Here is a 15814-nt window from a genome sequence, read left to right on the forward strand (position 1 = left end):
CGCACCGACCGTGCGGAGAGCCCCTCACCCGGATTGCATCTACGATGCAATCCGGCCTCTCCCCGGGAGCGGGGAGAGGCTAAGAACCGCCCGCTACGCAGCAGCTCGCTTCGCATCCACCATAACCACCAAGCTTTCTGACACGGGGACGCCATGCAGCGCGCCTTCATGGACCGGATCATCGACGGGATCGAGTGGATCGCCGCGTTCTTCGTCGGCATCGTCGCGCTCGACATCTTCCTGTCGGTGCTACTCCGCAACACGCTGAACTATTCGATCCCCGATTCCTTCGACATCGGGCGCATGCTGCTCGGCATCCTGATCTTCTGGGGCATCGCTGCGACGTCATACCGCGGCACCCACATCACCGTGGATCTCATCTGGGGCAATGTCGGCCCGCGCTATCAGCGCTGGATCGACATCTTCGCAACGCTGGTACTGCTGTTCGTCGTCACGGTGCAGACCTGGACCCTGTTCGACAAGGTGCGCGGCACCTATGAGGACAACGTCCTCACCTTCGATCTGCACATGCCGACCTGGCCGTTCTTCGCCGTCGCCTGGATCGGCGACGTTTCGGCGGTGCTCCTGATCGCCATCCGGACCTATCGCCTGATCTTCCACCCCGAGGAGATTCATGACCCTCAAGTCAAGCCCACGGAGTAGTGCCGCATGAGCACGGATGCGGTTGCCGTCATCGGCTTCGTTGCGCTGTTTGCGCTGATGCTGCTGCGCGTGCCGGTGGGCATGGCGATGGGACTCGTCGGCGTGTCCGGCTTCGCCTATCTCGTCAACGGTACGGCGGCGCTGAAGCTGGTTGGCCAGACCTCGATGCGCACGGTCACGGACTACACGTTCGGCGTGATCCCGATGTTCCTGCTGATGGGAACGTTCGTGTCCAACTCGGGCATGAGCCGCGAGCTGTTCCGCGCCGCCAACGGCTTCGTCGGCCATCTGCGCGGCGGGCTCGGCATCGCCACGGTGGCGGCCTGCGGCGGCTTCGCCGCGATCTGCGGCTCGTCGGTGGCGACCGCCGCGACCTTCTCGGCCGTGGCCTATCCGGAGATGCGCCGCTTCGGCTATCCGCAATCCTTCGCCACCGGCGTCATCGCTGCCGGCGGCACGTTGGGGGCGATGCTGCCGCCGTCCACCGTGCTCGCGGTCTACGGCATCATCACCGAGCAGGACATCGGCAAGCTGTTCATCGCCGGCATCATCCCGGGCATCCTGGCGATGACCATGTACATGATCACCATCACGGTGATCGGCCGCGTCAGGCCGGACTTCCTGCCCAAGGGTGAGGCGCTGCCATGGGCCGAGCGCATCGCCGGCCTGAAGGGCATCTGGGCGCCGGTGCTGCTGTTCCTGTTCGTGATCGGCGGCCTCTACGGTCTGCCCTTCCTGCCGCGCTTCACGCCGACGGAAGCCGGCGGCGTCGGCGCCACCGGCGCGTTCCTGATCGGCGTGTTCACCGGCCGGCTGAACAAGGAGAAGATCCTGGCTTCGCTGCTGCAGGCGACGCGCACCGCCGCGGCCGTGTTCACTGTGCTGATCGGCGCCTTGATCTTCGGCTACTTCCTGACGGTGACGCAGACGCCACAGAAGGTGACGGAGTTCCTCACCGGTCTCGGCCTCGGGCCCTACGGGGTGCTGGCGCTGATCATGGTGATGTACCTCGTCCTCGGCTGCCTGATGGACGCGATGGCGATGATCATCCTGACCGTGCCGATCATCTTCCCGGTGATCTCGCATCTCGGCTTCGATCCGATCTGGTTCGGCGTCATCATCGTGATGACCGTCGAGCTTGGCCTGATCCATCCCCCCGTCGGCATGAACGTGTTCGTGATCAAGAGCGTGGTGAAGGACGTGTCGTTCTCGACCATCTTCAAGGGCGTGCTGCCGTTCGTCGCGACCGACCTGATCCGGCTGGTGATCCTGATCGCCTTCCCGCTCCTCGCCACCTGGCTGCCGCAACAGATGATGGCCCGCTGATGACGACTCCGATCCTCGAGACTCGCTACGTCTTCACCCTCACCGTGATGATCGGCGACGTCACCAGTGCCGGCGAGACCGGCATCGGCGTGCGCCGGATCATCCCGATCCATGGCGGAGAGGTGAAGGGCCCCGGTCGCGCCGGTGAGGGCATCAGCGGCAGGATCTGCAACTTCGGCGCCGACTTCCAGATCATCCGCCCCAACGAGCTGATCGACCTCGAGGCCAAATACGCCTTCGAGACCGACGACGGCGCGACCATCTATGTCGAGAACCGCGGCATCCGCTTTGGGCCGGTCGACTTGCTGCAGAAGCTCAAGCGCGGCGAGCCGGTGGACCCCAGGCTGATCTACTTCCGCACCCACCCGCGCTTCGAGACCGGCCACGAGAAGTATCGCTGGCTGATGGAGCACGTCTTCATAGGCTCCGCCGCGCGGCACGCGGATCGCGTCATCATCGACGTGCATGTGGTGCTGTAGGCTACGCTCTCCTTGCGAAGGGCGATCGCATAAAGCGGTCGGGAGTTTAGGGCTTGCCTGTCTCCACATCGTCATGGCCGGGCTTGTCCCGGCCATCCACGTGGTTCTGCATGCTCCGAACGACGTGGATGCCCGGGACAAGCCCGGGCATGACGGAGTAACTGGTTGAAAGTGGCTGTTCGTCGCGACGGCTTCGTATTCGGTAGACCTACGACTAATCCTCGTCGTCCCAGCCCGAAGCCCGGCCGTAGCCGTCGTGGTCGCAATTGCGATAGTGGCGAGCCGGCACATAGCGGTAGCGCTCGTAGCCGTAGCCGTAGCCGCCATACGCCGCGTCGCGATAGTGGGACCGGTAGACCGGCGCAGGCTCATACGCCTGCGCTTCCGACGCTGCCGCCAGCGCGCCCCCGATGAGAGCTCCGGCCACCAGGCCGCCGAACAGCGCCGCGTTGCGCCCGTCGTGAGCCTGAGCCGGCGCCGCGCCGGCGAGCAGGGTGGCGGTGACGGCGAGCGCGGCGATGCCGCCTGCGAGAGATGTCTTCAGCGAAACCATGGTCCCCTCCATTGGGAAGTGTAGGGACGTTCTACATCGCGGGCTTTGAAGCCACCCTGAATGCAATGTTGTTGGCCGTTCATCTCGGAAGTCGCCCCGGGGCTCCGGCCTAACCGGCATCCTCCCAGCATATTCTGATAAGAATAAATATCTTGCGTTTTATCGGAAGGCGTGATCTTCTCTCGCCATCCCGTCCCAAGCCGAGGGGCGTAGCGCGCGATCGTCACGACACGCGGGGCGGGGAGCGGTGGCCGCGATCATGTCGCAGCGTGTCTTCGGGCGCGCGGACGAACGACGTGACGCGGACGTGAAGTCGCAGCGTCCTGACACCCCGTTGCCGGTGTTACGTTCGCGATGGCGCCAACGCGCCGCGCGGATCATGGTGGCCAACAAGCCGGTGCACCAGGGAGACTGCGTATAAGCGTGAAGACCATCGCGCAGGGAAGGCCGGGCGTTCTCGGCTGCACCTGTGGTACCTGCCGCCTGCATTTTTCTCGCAGGCGGGCCGCAGGCGTCAGCCGGCGCCTGGCCTTCCCTGCGCCCTCCGCACCGGAGGGTGAAGAATATCAGCAAGCCCCGGGCGTGATTTCGCCGCGGGAATGCCGGATCATGTCATTTGCCTTTGCGCGCAGGCGGGCCTTACGATGCTGCGCGACCGAGCCCCTCGGCGGCTTGTTCTTTTGCATTGCACAACATGATGTCGGGCGCCGCTTGTTGACTCCCGCGAAGATCGTTATAAAACATAACTATTCTGAACAGGACACAATAGAGCCCATGGGAAACGCCGACACCGCCACGCCTGCGGGGGATTCGTCTCTGCTGCAGATCGAACAGCAGGGCGCCGTCCTGACGATCGGGCTCAACCGCCCGGCCAAGCGCAACGCGCTGAATGACGGCATCATCCTCGCCATCGGCGAGTGCTTCACCAGCCTGCCTGACGACGTCCGCTGCATCGTGATCCACGGGATTGGCGACAATTTCTCCTCCGGCCTCGATCTCTCCGAGCTGCGCGAACGTGACGCCACCGAAGGCCTGGTGCACTCGCAGATGTGGCATCGCGTGTTCGACCGCATCCAGTATTGCCGCGTGCCGGTGATCGCCGCATTGAAGGGGGCCGTCATCGGCGGCGGTCTCGAGCTCGCCTGCGCCGCGCATATCCGTGTTGCCGAGCCGTCGGCTTACTTCGCGCTGCCCGAGGGCCAGCGCGGCATCTTCGTCGGTGGCGGCGGCTCGGTGCGGCTGCCGCGCCTGATCGGCGTCGCCCGCATGATGGACATGATGCTGACCGGCCGGGTCTATTCGGCGACCGAAGGCTCGTCCTACGGCTTCGCGCAATATCTGGTCGAGGCCGGCGCCTCGATGACCAAGGCGATGGAGCTGGCGGCGAAGATCGCGAACAACGCGCCGCTGACGAATTTCGCGGTGCTGCAGGCGCTGCCGATGATCGCCGAGGCCAATCCGCAGACCGGCCTGCTGATGGAATCGCTGATGGCCACCGTCGCGCAGAGCGACAAGGAGGCCAAGAATCGCATCCGCGCCTTCCTCGATCACAAGACCGCCAAAGTGAAGCCGACGTGACATGACCGCACAAACAATAACAAGCACACAGGGAGGAACGGACGACACGGCGCGCAGCGCCAGTGTTCATCCGTTGCGCGCGATCTCGTTCAATGACCCGGCCGTCACGGTCGACCGCCGAGACGACGGCACCATCTATCTCCGTCCGAAGCAGCCGCTCGGCGACTATCCGCCGCGGATCACCGACCGGCTGCATCACTTCGCCAAAGCCACGCCTGAGCGCGTGTTCATGGCCGAGCGCGTTGGCCCGGAGGGCTGGCGCGAGCTGAGCTATGCCACGCTGCTGGCGGCGAGCCGGCACATCGCTTCGGGGCTGCTCGCGCGCGGGCTGTCGCCGGACCAGCCGGTCATGATCCTGTCGGGCAATTCGATCGACCATGCGCTGGTCGCGTTCGGCGCGCTCTATGCCGGCGTGCCGTTCTGTCCGGTGTCGCCGGCCTATTCGCTGGTGTCGCGCGACTACGGCAAGCTCGCCTACCTGATGAAGCTGCTGACGCCGGGCCTCGTCTTCGTCGACGACGCCGACAAGTTCGCCGACGCGCTCATCGCCAACGTACCCGAAGGCACCGAGATCGTGGCGTCGTTCGGCTCGGTGCCGGGCCGCAAGATCACGATGCTCGCCGATCTGATCGCATCGCCGCTGTTTCCTGGCCTCGACGCCGCCCATGACAAGATCGGCCCGGACACGATCGCGAAATTCCTGCTGACCTCGGGCTCGACCGGCAATCCGAAGGCCGTGATCAACACCCAGCGGATGATCTGCGCCAACCAGGTGATGATCCGCGAGACGCTCGCCTTCCTCAAGGACGAGCCGCCCGTGATCATCGACTGGCTGCCCTGGAATCACACATTCGGCGGCAACCACAACATCGGCCTGACCCTGTTCAACGGCGGCTCGATGTATCTCGACCAGGGCAAGCCGGTGCCCGGCGGCATCGAGGAGACCGTGCGAAACCTGCGCGAGATCTCGCCGACGGTCTATTTCAACGTCCCCAAGGGCTACGAGTCGCTGCTGCTCTATTTCCGCGAGGACCCGGCGCTGCGGAAGTCCTTCTTCCAGCGGCTGCACGCGATGTTCTTCTCCGGCGCCGCACTGGCGCCGCATGTCTGGAACGAGCTCGACGAGCTCTCGGTGGCCGAGACGGGCACTCGTGTGCCGATGCTGACGGGCCTCGGCTCCACCGAGACCGCACCGTTCTTCATGTCGGTCAATCCACGCACCAGCCGCTCCGGCCATGTCGGCCTGCCCGTCTCCGGCAACGAGGCCAAGCTCGTTCCCAACAACGGCAAGATGGAAGTGCGCGCCAAGGGGCCGAACGTGACGCCGGGCTATTGGCGCCTGCCGGAGGTCTCGGCCGCGGCCTTTGATGACGAAGGCTACTACAAGATGGGCGACGCGCTGAAGCCCGTCGATCCCGACGACTTCAATGCCGGCTTCGACTTTGACGGCCGTGTTGCCGAGGACTTCAAGCTGGCGAGCGGCACCTGGGTTTCCGTCGGCCCGTTGCGGGCCCGCTTCGTGGCTGCGTGCGCGCCGCTGGCGCGCGACGTGATCATCGCCGGCATCAACCGCGACGAGATCGCCGCAATCGTCGTGCTCGATCTCGATGGTTGCCGCCTGATCAACGCGACCTTGCCGTTCGACGACCTCGCCGCCACGGCGGCCGATCCGCTGATCATCGAGGCCTTCCGTCAGCGCTTCGCAAAATTCCTGCAGACCGCGACCGGCTCATCGACGCGCATCACGCGCGCCGTCCTGCTCGGCGTGCCGCTGTCGATCGACAAGGGCGAGGTCACCGACAAGGGATCGATCAACCAGCGCGCCGTGCTGGAGAACCGCAAGGACCTGATCGAACGCATCTACGCCGCGACGCCGGACGACGACATCATCATCGCCGGCTGATCGACGCATCCAAGGGAGAAACGACAATGTTGTTGAAGGACCAGGCCGCCATCGTCACCGGCGGCGCTTCCGGCCTCGGGGCCGCCACCGCCCGCAAGCTCGCTGCGCAGGGCGCCAAGGTCGCGGTGTTCGATCTCAACGCCAAGCTGGCGGAGGAGGTCGCGGCCGAGATCAAGGGCGTGCCGGTGGTCTGCGACGTCTCGGACGCCGCCGGCGCGGAAGCGGCCGTTGCCAAGGCCGTCGAGGCGCTCGGCCAGCAGCCGCGCGTGCTGGTGAACTGCGCCGGCATCGGCGTCGCCAAGCGCGTCGTCGGACGTGACGGCCCGATGCCGCTGGCCGATTTCGAGAAGGTCATCAAGGTCAACCTGATCGGCTCGTTCAACATGCTGCGTCTGGTCACCAACGGCATGACCAAGCTGGAGCCGCAGGCGACCGGTGAGCGCGGCGTCGTCATCAACACCGCGTCGGTCGCCGCCTATGACGGCCAGATCGGACAGTCGGCCTATTCCGCCTCCAAGGGCGGCATCGTCGGCATGACCCTGCCGATCGCGCGCGAGCTCGCGCAGTTCGGCATCCGCGTGCTGACCATTGCGCCCGGCCTGTTCCTGACGCCGCTGCTCGCCAACCTGCCGCAGGAGGCCCAGGACTCGCTCGCCGCCGCGATCCCGTTCCCCCGTCGTCTGGGTCATGCCGATGAGTTCGCCGCGCTGGCGCTGCACATGGTCGAGAACGCCTACCTCAACGGCGAAGTCGTTCGCCTCGACGGCTCGCTGCGCATGGCGCCGAAGTAAGTGCCGCGCGCCGACGTCCACGTGGTTGTCATTCCGGGACGACGCGCCAGCGTCGGGCCCGGAATCCATTCGGCGTCTAGCACTGCTGAGAGATGGATTCCGGGCTCGCGCTCCGCGCGCCCCGGAATGACGACGTAGAGAAACGGAGGGTGGGCAAAGCGTAGCGTGCCCACCACCGCTGAAAATGGTGGGCTCGGCGCTGCGCGCCGTTGCCCACTCTCCAGATCGCTATCGGCGATGGTGTGAGGCTTTCAAGACATGTTCGTTCACCGCCGCGACGTGCAGATCCAGTGGGGCGACTGCGATCCCGCCAACATCGTCTACTACCCGCGCTATTTCGCGATGTTCGATGATGCGACCTCGGTGATGTTCGAGGCGGCCGGGTTCTCCAAGCAGGACATCGTCCGCCGCTACGGCCTGGTCGGCATCCCCATGGTCGACACCCGCGCCAAGTTCTACATCCCCTCGACCTATGGCGACTGGATCACGATCGAGAGCCGGATCGAGAGCATCAAGCGCTCGTCCTTCGACGTCACCCACAAGGTGTTCAAGGGTGAGGCGCTGGCCATCGAAGGGTTCGAGACCCGGGTGCTGGTCGGGCGCGATCCGGCCGACCCGGACAAGCTGAAATCGGCACCTTTCCCGGAGGAGATGCGAGCCAAGTTTCTCGGGGAATGAGGCGCGGAAATGGGTGCGACATGCGGCCGTCTTAAGGATGTTCAGCTGTCGTGCTTTGGTCGACTGGTGAGGAGTGATCTTCTCGTGTTCAATGCTATGATCACGTTTGGACACATATCGGCCGGTCGTGTTGGAAGATGCCCCAGACAGGGGGCGGGACTGCAAACAGGATCGGCGGATCACGAGCTGAACCGACAAGATTGAGGGAGGATTTTATGAGGAAGGCCTATCTGGCGGCGGCTGGCGTCATCGCGATGCTGGCATCAGCGCCGGCGCTGGCGCAGACCAGCGAGATCACCATCGGCATCACCACGACGACGACGGGGCCGGGCGCGGCGCTCGGCATCCCCGAGCGCAATGCGCTCGAGTTCGTACCAAAGGAGATCGGCGGCGTGCCGCTCAAGGTGATCGTGCTCGACGACGGCGGCGATCCGACCACGGCCACGACCAACGCCCGTCGCTTCGTGACGGAATCGAAGGCTGATATCATCATGGGCTCGGCGCTGACCCCGCCGACCATCGCGGTGTCCAACGTCGCCAACGAAGCCGGCATTCCGCATTTCGGCCTGGCGCCGTTCCCGGTCACGCCGGAGCGGATGAAATGGTCGGTTGTGATGCCGCAGCCGGTGCCGATCATGGGCAAGGTGCTGTACGAGCACATGAAGGCGCACAACATCAAGACCGTCGGCTATATCGGCTACTCCGACTCCTACGGCGACCTCTGGTTCAACGATCTGAAGAATCAGGCTGTGCCGATGGGCATCACCATCGCCGACGAGGAACGCTTTGCGCGTCCCGACACCTCCGTCACCGGCCAGGTGCTGAAGCTGGTCGCCGCCAATCCGGACGCCATCCTGGTCGGCGCCTCCGGCACCGCCGCGGCGCTGCCGCAGACCGAGCTGCGCGAGCGTGGCTACACCGGCCTGATCTATCAGACCCATGGCGCCGCGAGCATGGACTTCATCCGTATCGCCGGCAAGGCGGCGGAGGGGGTGATCATGGCGTCCGGTCCGGTGATGTCGCCGGAGACGCAGGACGACAGCGCGCTGACCAAGAAGCCGGGCATGGAGCTGAACAAGGCGTATGAGGGCAAGTATGGCCCGAACAGCCGCAGCCAGTTCGCCGGCCATTCGTTCGACGCGTTCGAGATCCTCAAGCGCATCATCCCGGTGGCGCTGAAGACCGCCAAGCCCGGCACGCCGGAGTTCCGCGAGGCCATCCGCCAGGCGCTGCTGACCGAGAAGGATCTGGCGGCCTCGCAGGGCGTCTACAACTTCACCGAAAAGGACCGCTCCGGCCTCGACGACCGCGCCCGCATCATCCTGACGGTGAAGGATGGCAAATACGTCCCGGCGAAGTAACCGGACGGACGATATCTTCGAGTGAGGAAGGCCGGCTCGGTGAGCCGGCCTTTCGGCCATTTGGACGACGATCTTTGTCGTTTTGGGAGCCCCACCATGATTCCCGCCCCCACCGGAGCCACGCGGCTCCACATCATCATCGGCGATCCCGTCGCGCAGGTGCGCGCGCCGGCCGGCGTCAGCCAGGCGTTCTCGGAGCGCGGCAGCGATGCGATCCTGGTTGCGGTCCAAGTCGCGCCGGGTGACCTGACTGACTTCCTTGCGACGATGACACGGGTGAAGAATCTCGACGGCATCGTCGCGACCATCCCGCACAAATTCGCCTGCTACCGCGCCTGTGCGACGGCCACCGAGCGCGCGCATTTCATCGGCGCCGTGAATCTGATGCGGCGTGGTCCTGACGGCCTTTGGCATGGCGACATGGTCGACGGCCTTGGCTTCATCGGCGCTGCGAAGGGGGCAAGCTTCGATCCTGCAGGCTGCCGCGCGCTACAGATTGGCGCGGGCGGTGCGGGCTCGGCAATCGCTTTGGCGCTGATCGATTCCGGCGTGCGCGAGCTTGCCATTCACGACAGCGATGCCGGACGCCGCGATGTGCTGATCGCGCGCCTCAACGAGCGGGGCAAAGGCCGCGCCGTTGTCGGCTCGATGAACGCAACAGGCTTCGACATGGTTGCCAACGCCACGCCGGCAGGCATGCAGTCCGGCGATCCTCTGCCGGTCGACATGACGACCGTCAGCCCGTCGGCCTATTGCGGCTGTGTCATCACCCGGCCCGAGGTCTCGCCCTTCATCGCCGCTGCGCGCCAGCGCGGCTGCCTCACGGCGACCGGCACCGACATGTACCGGGCGCTGGAGCGCGTGATGGTCGATTTCCTGCTGTCGAAGGAGGCGCCCTCCTGAAGCAGTGCCTCACCCCATCGACATCAGGCTCAGCTCGCGGCCGCCTCGGCAAAGCCGAGATAGCTCGCCGCCACGCGCTCGTCGGTGGCGATCTCGCTGGCCTTGCCGTTGAGCACGAACTCGCCGAGCTCCATCACATAGGCGCGGTCGGCGACCTTGAGCGCGGCCTTGGCGTTCTGCTCGACCAGCAGCACCGAGACGCCTTCCTGGCGCAGCTTGGCGACGATTTCGAAGATGCCGGCGACGATGATCGGCGCCAGGCCAAGGCTGGGCTCGTCCAGCATCAGCATCTTTGGCGCGCCCATCAGCGCGCGCCCCATCGCCAGCATCTGCTGCTCACCGCCGGAGAGCGTGCCGGCGAGCTGCTTGCGCCGCTCCTTGAGCTTCGGAAACAGCGTGTAGACGTGCTCGAAGCCGCGTGCGGCGTGGGTCTTCGACATTCTGAAAGCGCCGAGCTGCAGATTATCCTCGACGTTCATGGTGGCGAACAGCTCGCGATGCTCCGGCACCAGACAGAGACCGCGCGCGACGCGGTCCTCGATCTCCAGCCGGGCCATGTCCTCGCCCAGGAAGGAGACGCGACCCTTCAGCGGAAACACGCCCATGATGGCACTGAGCAAGGTGGTCTTGCCGGCGCCGTTGGCGCCGATGATGGTGACGATCTCGTTCTCGGCCACGGTGAGCGAGACCGAGCGGACTGCCTCGACCTTGCCGTAGGAGACATGGGCGTCGGTGACTTCCAGCAGCGTGCTCATGCGGTGGCTCCGAGATACGCCTTGATGACCTCCGGATTGGTCTTGATCGCGGCTGGGGTGCCCTCGGCGATCTTGGTGCCGAAATCGAGCACCACGATGCGGTCGGCGAGGTCCATGACAAATCCCATGTCGTGTTCGACCAGCAGCACCGACATGCCGCCGGCGCGGAGGTCGCGCAGCAGCGCGCCGAGGCGCTGCTTCTCCATGTGGCGCAGGCCGGCGGCCGGCTCGTCGAGCAGCAGCAGCATCGGATCCACGCACAGCGCGCGGGCGATCTCGACGATGCGCTGCTGGCCGAGAGACAACGAGCCGGCAAGCTGGTGCATCTGGTCGCCGAGCCCGACGCGCTCGATCTGCCGCGCGGCTTCCGCGAGCAGCTTGGCTTCGTCGCCGCGATCGAGCCGGAACATGCTCGTGAGCGCGTTGGAATGGCCGCGCAGATGCGCGCCGATCGCGACGTTCTCGAGCACCGTCATGTCCGGCACCAGCTTCACGTGCTGGAAGGTACGGGAAATGCCGAGCTTGACGACGTCCTGCGGCGGGGCGTTGCCGACGGCCTTGCCGAGCACCGAGATGTTGCCGGAGGTCGGCGGCAGCACGCCGGTGATCAGGTTGAAGGTCGTGCTCTTGCCGGCGCCGTTCGGGCCGATCAGCGCGACGATCTCGCGGGCCTGGACATCGAACGAGACGTTGTTGACCGCGACCACGCCGCCGAACTGCTTACGCGCGTTGTCGACCTGCAGCAGCACGTTTGGAGTCGTCGCAGATCGCTCCCGCGCCGGCAGTTTGACCGACGTGTCCGGCTGCTTGGCAACCGGCTTGAACGGCAGCCGCGCCGTCAGCCATGGCCACAGGCCGGTCGGGGCGAGCTGGAGAAGCGTGACGAGGAGAATGCCGAACACGATGGTCTCGAGCTGGCCCTCGCCATGCAGCAGCAGCGGGAGATAGCTTTGCAGCACCTCCTTCAGCACCACGACGATCGCCGCGCCGAGCACGCCGCCCCAGACATAGCCGGCGCCGCCGACCACGGCGACGAACAGATATTCGATGCCGGCCTGGGCGCCGAACGGCGTCGGGTTCACGGCGCGGGTGAAGTGCGCATAGAGCCAGCCCGAGAGGCCGGCGAGCACGGCGGCATAGATGAACACCAGCAGCTTGGCGCGAGGTGCATAGACGCCGAACGCTTCCGCGGCGATGTGGCCGCGGCGCAGCGCGCGAATGGCGCGGCCGGTGCGGGAGTCCAGCAGGTTCATCGTCAACAGTGCGGAGATCAGAACGGCGGCCCAGATCGCGAAATAGATCGTGCCGGGATCGAGCATCTTGAGGCTGCCGATCGACAGCGGCGGGATGCCGGAGATGCCGTCGTTGCGGCCGAGGAAGGCGAGCTTGCTGAACAGATAGAACAGGCCGAGGCCCCAGGCGAGCGTGCCGAGCGGCAGATAGTGGCCGGACAGCCTGACCGTGACGAGGCCGAGCAGAACGGCGGCGAGGCCGGACACCAGCAGCGACAGCGGCAGGGTCAGCCACGGCGATACGCCGTAATTGGCCGACAGCACCGCAGTGGTGTAGGCGCCGAAGCCGACAAAGGCGGCCTGGCCGAACGAGGTCAGACCGCCGACGCCGGTCAGCAGCACCAGCCCCATCGCGACCAGCGCCGACAGGCCGATATTGTCGAGCAGCACGATCCAGAACGGCGGCATGCCCGGGATGAACGGGATCGCCGCGACGATGACGGCAAAGATGATGAGAGGCCAACGCTCGCGCACGGCTCAATCCTTCTCTTCTTCGACCGCGGGCGCGGCGAGCGAACGCAGCAGCAGAACCGGGATCAGCAGCGTGAAGACGATCACCTCCTTGAAGTTGGAGGCATAGAACGAGGAGAACGCCTCGACGATGCCGACGACGAGCGCGGCGACCGCAGTCAGCGGATAGCTGATCAGGCCGCCGATGATCGCGGCGATGAAGCCTTTGAGGCCGATCAGGAAGCCGGTGTCGTAATAGAGCGTCGTGATCGGGACGATCAGGATACCCGAGAGCGCGCCGATGGTGGAGGCCAGCAGGAACGCGATCTGGCCCGACAGCGTGGTGCGGATGCCGACGAGGCGGGCGCCGAGCCGGTTGACGGCGGTGGCGCGCAGCGCCTTGCCGTAGAGCGTCAGGCCGAAGAACAGCCAGAGGCCGACGATGAAGGCGATGGTGATGCCGTAGACCGCCATGCCCTGCCCGGTGAAGCGCAGCGAGCCGAGCGTCGCCGTGGCATTGAGCAGGGTCGGGCCACGCTGGCCCTCGGCGCCGAAGAACAGCAGGCCGAGGCCCTGCAGTGCGAGATGAACGCCGACCGAGGCGATCAGCAGCACCAGGACCGAGGTGTGCGCGAGCGGCTGGAACACGATGCGGTAGAGCGACAGGCCGATGCTGGCCACGATCAGCAGCGACAGCACCAGGCTGACGCCGGCGGGCATGCGCTGGTTCGCCGCCCACATGCTGGCGAGCAGAATGGCCACAGGAAGGACCACGTTGAGGCCGAAGGTGCGCGCGATCTTCGGCGCGTGCAGCGTCTTGCGCATGGCGTAGAGGTCGAAGGCGAAGGCCGCGAGCCCGATCACGACGGCGAGCTTCGCGGTGCCCGGCATTTGGCCGGCCGCGAGCGAGGCATAGGTGAGGGCGCCGTAGGTGACAAATTCGCCCTGCGGGATCAGGATCACCCGGGTGACGGCAAACACCAGCACGAGCGCCAGCCCGAGCAGCGCGTAGATCGCGCCATTGGTAATGCCGTCCTGCAACAGGAACAGCAAGATCGTTGTGTTCAAGACAGGACGCTCCCCCTCTGTGGTGACCGGGCGCGGCCGGCGCCCTGCGCCGTCCGCCGGTCTTGGGCAGTTGAATTGGGCTGCCCGTGTTTGATATAGTGGATAACAATTATCGATTATAATCTCAAGGCCGCTGTTCCGGCTGCGGCATTCGAGACCAGGGATGGAAGCAAATGCGATGAATTTGGCGGACCGTGATGGCCGATAGCGCCAAGCCCGTCAGCAAGAGGGAAAGCCGCAAGGAAGCTGCCGTAGCGGCCGACGAGACGCAAGCGGTCCAGCTCGGCGAGCTGTCGGATCTGCTTGGCTATGTGCTGAAACGGGCGCAGTTGAAGGTGTTCGAGGACTTCCTGCGCTGCGTCGCGCCGCTGCAACTGACGCCGGCCCAGTTCTCGGTGCTGCTGCTGCTCGACGCCAATCCGGGCCGTAACCAGACCGAGATCGCCAACACCCTGGGCATCCTGCGGCCGAACTTCGTGTCCTTGCTGGACAGCCTCGAGAGCCGCGACCTGTGTGCGCGGGTGCGTTCGGCCAACGACCGGCGCTCGCACATCCTGATGCTGACCGAGAAGGGCCGCGCCGTGCTGGCCCGCGCCAAGAAGCTGGTGGTGTCGAAGCACGAGGCGCGGCTCAACGAGCTGCTGGGCCCGGATGGCCGCGACGCGCTGCTGGCGATGCTCACCAAGATCGCGGAGGAGTTCTGAAGGACGCAGTCGCGCCCCTCAATCGACCAGGATGACCCTGACGTCGTTCACATTGGTGAGGGTCGGTCCGGTCTGCAGCAGGCCGCCGGTCGCGGCGAAAAACGCGGTGGCGTCGTTGTTGGCGAGATAGGCCTGCGGATCCAGCCCCTGCGCCCGCATCGCGGCGATGACCTCGGCATCGACAAGCGCACCGGCCGGATCGGAGGCGCTGCCGCCGCCGCCATCGGCGCCGTCGGTGTCGCCGGCGAGCGCCGCGACGCCCTCCATGTCCTTGAGGAGGTCGGCGAGCGCCAGGGCATATTCCTGGTTCGGGCCGCCGCGGCCCTGGCCGCGCACCGTCACGGTGAGCTCGCCGCCGGAAATGATCGCCATGCGGCGGCCGAGCGCGCGGGCCTCGCGCGCCAGTTTGGCGTGATCGGCCGCGACCTCGCGGGCCTCACCCTCGAGATCGGCGCCGAGATCGAGCACGTCGTAGCCCGCGGCCTTGACGCTGGCCACGGCCGCCTCCAGCGAGCTGGCGGGGCGCGCGATCAGCTCGAACGAGGCGCGGACGAAGGCGGCATCGCCGGGCTTGCAGCTCTCATTGGCGGCATCATCGAGCGCCCGACCGATCGCCGGGTCGACCTCGAGCTTGTATTTGGCGACGATGCCGCGGGCATCGGCCAGCGTGGTCGGATCGGGCACCGTCGGACCCGATGCGATCGCCGAGGGATCGTCATGCGGCACGTCGGAGATCGCCAGCGTCACGATCTCGGCCTTCTGCCCGGCCCGCGCCAGCCGGCCGCCCTTGATGCGCGACAGATGCTTGCGGACCGTATTCATTTCGCCGATCGGTGCGCCCGAGCGGAGCAGCGCGCGGGTCAGCTGCTGCTTCTGCGCGAAGCTGACACCGTTCACCGGCGCGACCCAATTGGCGGACCCACCACCGGAGAGCAGCACCAGCATCAGGTCGCCGGGCTCGGCGGTTGCCGCCAATTGCAGCGTCTCGTCGGCGGCCTTCAGCCCAGCCTCGTCCGGCATCGGATGTCCGGCCTCGATCACCTTCACCCGCCGGGTCGGCACACCATGGCCGTGGCGGGTGGTTGCGATGCCGGTCAGCTTCGCGGGATCGAACCCGAGCGTGTCCAGGTAATGGCGCTCGGCCGCGAGCGCCATCGCGGCCGCGCCCTTGCCGGCGGCGAGGCAGATGATTCGTCCTTTGGGAGCCGCCGGCAGGAATGCCGGCAGCACGACGTCGGGATGCGCCGCGGCGACGGCGGCATCGAAGATTGAGCGCAACAACGGACGGCGGCTGGTCATGCGGCGCCGCC

At 66.1% G+C, this 15814-nt stretch carries 15 protein-coding genes; 10 read left to right on the plus strand and 5 right to left on the minus strand.

Going from position 1 to position 15814, the window contains the following annotated elements:
• Positions 1–153: 153 nt before the first annotated feature.
• Genes ACQR0W_RS16365 through ACQR0W_RS16375 form a run of 3 tightly spaced genes read left to right on the plus strand, consistent with a single transcriptional unit; the run spans position 154 to position 2468 of the window.
• The gene (locus tag ACQR0W_RS16365) at positions 154–663 is read left to right on the plus strand and encodes a TRAP transporter small permease (protein WP_315713754.1); all 510 of its coding nucleotides are present in this window, start codon (positions 154–156) and stop codon (positions 661–663) included.
• Between the two features lie 6 nt (positions 664–669).
• Entirely contained in the window at positions 670–1989 is a 1320-nt protein-coding gene (locus ACQR0W_RS16370) for a TRAP transporter large permease (RefSeq protein ID WP_434840714.1), read from the plus strand.
• A complete protein-coding gene (locus tag ACQR0W_RS16375; protein ID WP_315825941.1) occupies positions 1989–2468 on the plus strand; it encodes a DUF3237 domain-containing protein in 480 nt (159 codons plus the stop codon). Before ACQR0W_RS16370 ends, ACQR0W_RS16375 begins: the two co-directional genes overlap by 1 nt.
• 214 nt (positions 2469–2682) lie before the next feature.
• On the opposite strand, the gene ACQR0W_RS16380 is transcribed toward ACQR0W_RS16375, so the two are convergent.
• A complete protein-coding gene (locus ACQR0W_RS16380) occupies positions 2683–3021 on the minus strand; it encodes a hypothetical protein (protein WP_315713757.1) in 339 nt (112 codons plus the stop codon).
• 774 nt (positions 3022–3795) lie between these two features.
• Here ACQR0W_RS16380 and ACQR0W_RS16385 point away from each other — a divergent pair.
• The 6 genes from ACQR0W_RS16385 (at position 3796) to ACQR0W_RS16410 (ending at position 10235) form a co-directional block, all read left to right on the plus strand.
• Positions 3796–4599, plus strand: coding sequence for a crotonase/enoyl-CoA hydratase family protein (locus ACQR0W_RS16385; RefSeq protein WP_315714363.1), 804 nt, complete (start codon positions 3796–3798; stop codon positions 4597–4599).
• Between the two features lies 1 nt (position 4600).
• Positions 4601–6502 (plus strand): feruloyl-CoA synthase, encoded by a 1902-nt coding sequence (locus tag ACQR0W_RS16390; protein WP_434840715.1) that lies wholly within the window; start codon positions 4601–4603, stop codon positions 6500–6502.
• Positions 6503–6528: 26 nt separating this feature from the next.
• The gene (locus ACQR0W_RS16395) at positions 6529–7293 is read left to right on the plus strand and encodes an SDR family NAD(P)-dependent oxidoreductase (protein WP_315825944.1); all 765 of its coding nucleotides are present in this window, start codon (positions 6529–6531) and stop codon (positions 7291–7293) included.
• Between the two features lie 258 nt (positions 7294–7551).
• Positions 7552–7971, plus strand: a complete 420-nt coding sequence (locus ACQR0W_RS16400; RefSeq protein ID WP_315825945.1) for an acyl-CoA thioesterase — start codon at positions 7552–7554, stop codon at positions 7969–7971.
• Between the two features lie 215 nt (positions 7972–8186).
• Complete coding sequence (locus ACQR0W_RS16405; protein WP_315713761.1) at positions 8187–9332, plus strand: ABC transporter substrate-binding protein; 1146 nt, start codon at positions 8187–8189, stop codon at positions 9330–9332.
• A 96-nt stretch (positions 9333–9428) separates the two neighbouring features.
• Positions 9429–10235 (plus strand): shikimate dehydrogenase family protein, encoded by an 807-nt coding sequence (locus ACQR0W_RS16410; RefSeq protein ID WP_316186648.1) that lies wholly within the window; start codon positions 9429–9431, stop codon positions 10233–10235.
• Between the two features lie 29 nt (positions 10236–10264).
• Here ACQR0W_RS16410 and ACQR0W_RS16415 read toward each other — a convergent pair whose 3' ends face one another.
• Genes ACQR0W_RS16415 through ACQR0W_RS16425 form a run of 3 tightly spaced genes read right to left on the minus strand, consistent with a single transcriptional unit; the run spans position 10265 to position 13800 of the window.
• A complete protein-coding gene (locus tag ACQR0W_RS16415) occupies positions 10265–10990 on the minus strand; it encodes an ABC transporter ATP-binding protein (RefSeq protein ID WP_316186649.1) in 726 nt (241 codons plus the stop codon).
• Positions 10987–12756 carry a branched-chain amino acid ABC transporter ATP-binding protein/permease gene (locus ACQR0W_RS16420; RefSeq protein ID WP_316186650.1) on the minus strand — a complete coding sequence of 590 codons (1770 nt, stop codon included), beginning with the start codon at positions 12754–12756 and terminating at the stop codon, positions 10987–10989. The genes ACQR0W_RS16415 and ACQR0W_RS16420 overlap by 4 nt, the downstream gene beginning before the upstream one ends.
• A gap of 3 nt (positions 12757–12759) precedes the next feature.
• Entirely contained in the window at positions 12760–13800 is a 1041-nt protein-coding gene (locus ACQR0W_RS16425) for a branched-chain amino acid ABC transporter permease (protein ID WP_316169548.1), read from the minus strand.
• A gap of 197 nt (positions 13801–13997) precedes the next feature.
• Between ACQR0W_RS16425 and ACQR0W_RS16430 the strand changes: the two genes are divergently transcribed.
• Entirely contained in the window at positions 13998–14504 is a 507-nt protein-coding gene (locus tag ACQR0W_RS16430; RefSeq protein WP_315713766.1) for a MarR family winged helix-turn-helix transcriptional regulator, read from the plus strand.
• Between the two features lie 18 nt (positions 14505–14522).
• Here the strand turns inward: ACQR0W_RS16430 and ACQR0W_RS16435 are convergent, their stop codons facing one another.
• Positions 14523–15803, minus strand: coding sequence for a glycerate kinase type-2 family protein (locus ACQR0W_RS16435; protein WP_316169547.1), 1281 nt, complete (start codon positions 15801–15803; stop codon positions 14523–14525).
• Positions 15804–15814 lie beyond the last annotated feature (11 nt).

This window comes from Bradyrhizobium sp. HKCCYLRH1034, from assembly GCF_051168375.1.
Taxonomy (GTDB): Bacteria; Pseudomonadota; Alphaproteobacteria; order Rhizobiales; family Xanthobacteraceae; genus Bradyrhizobium.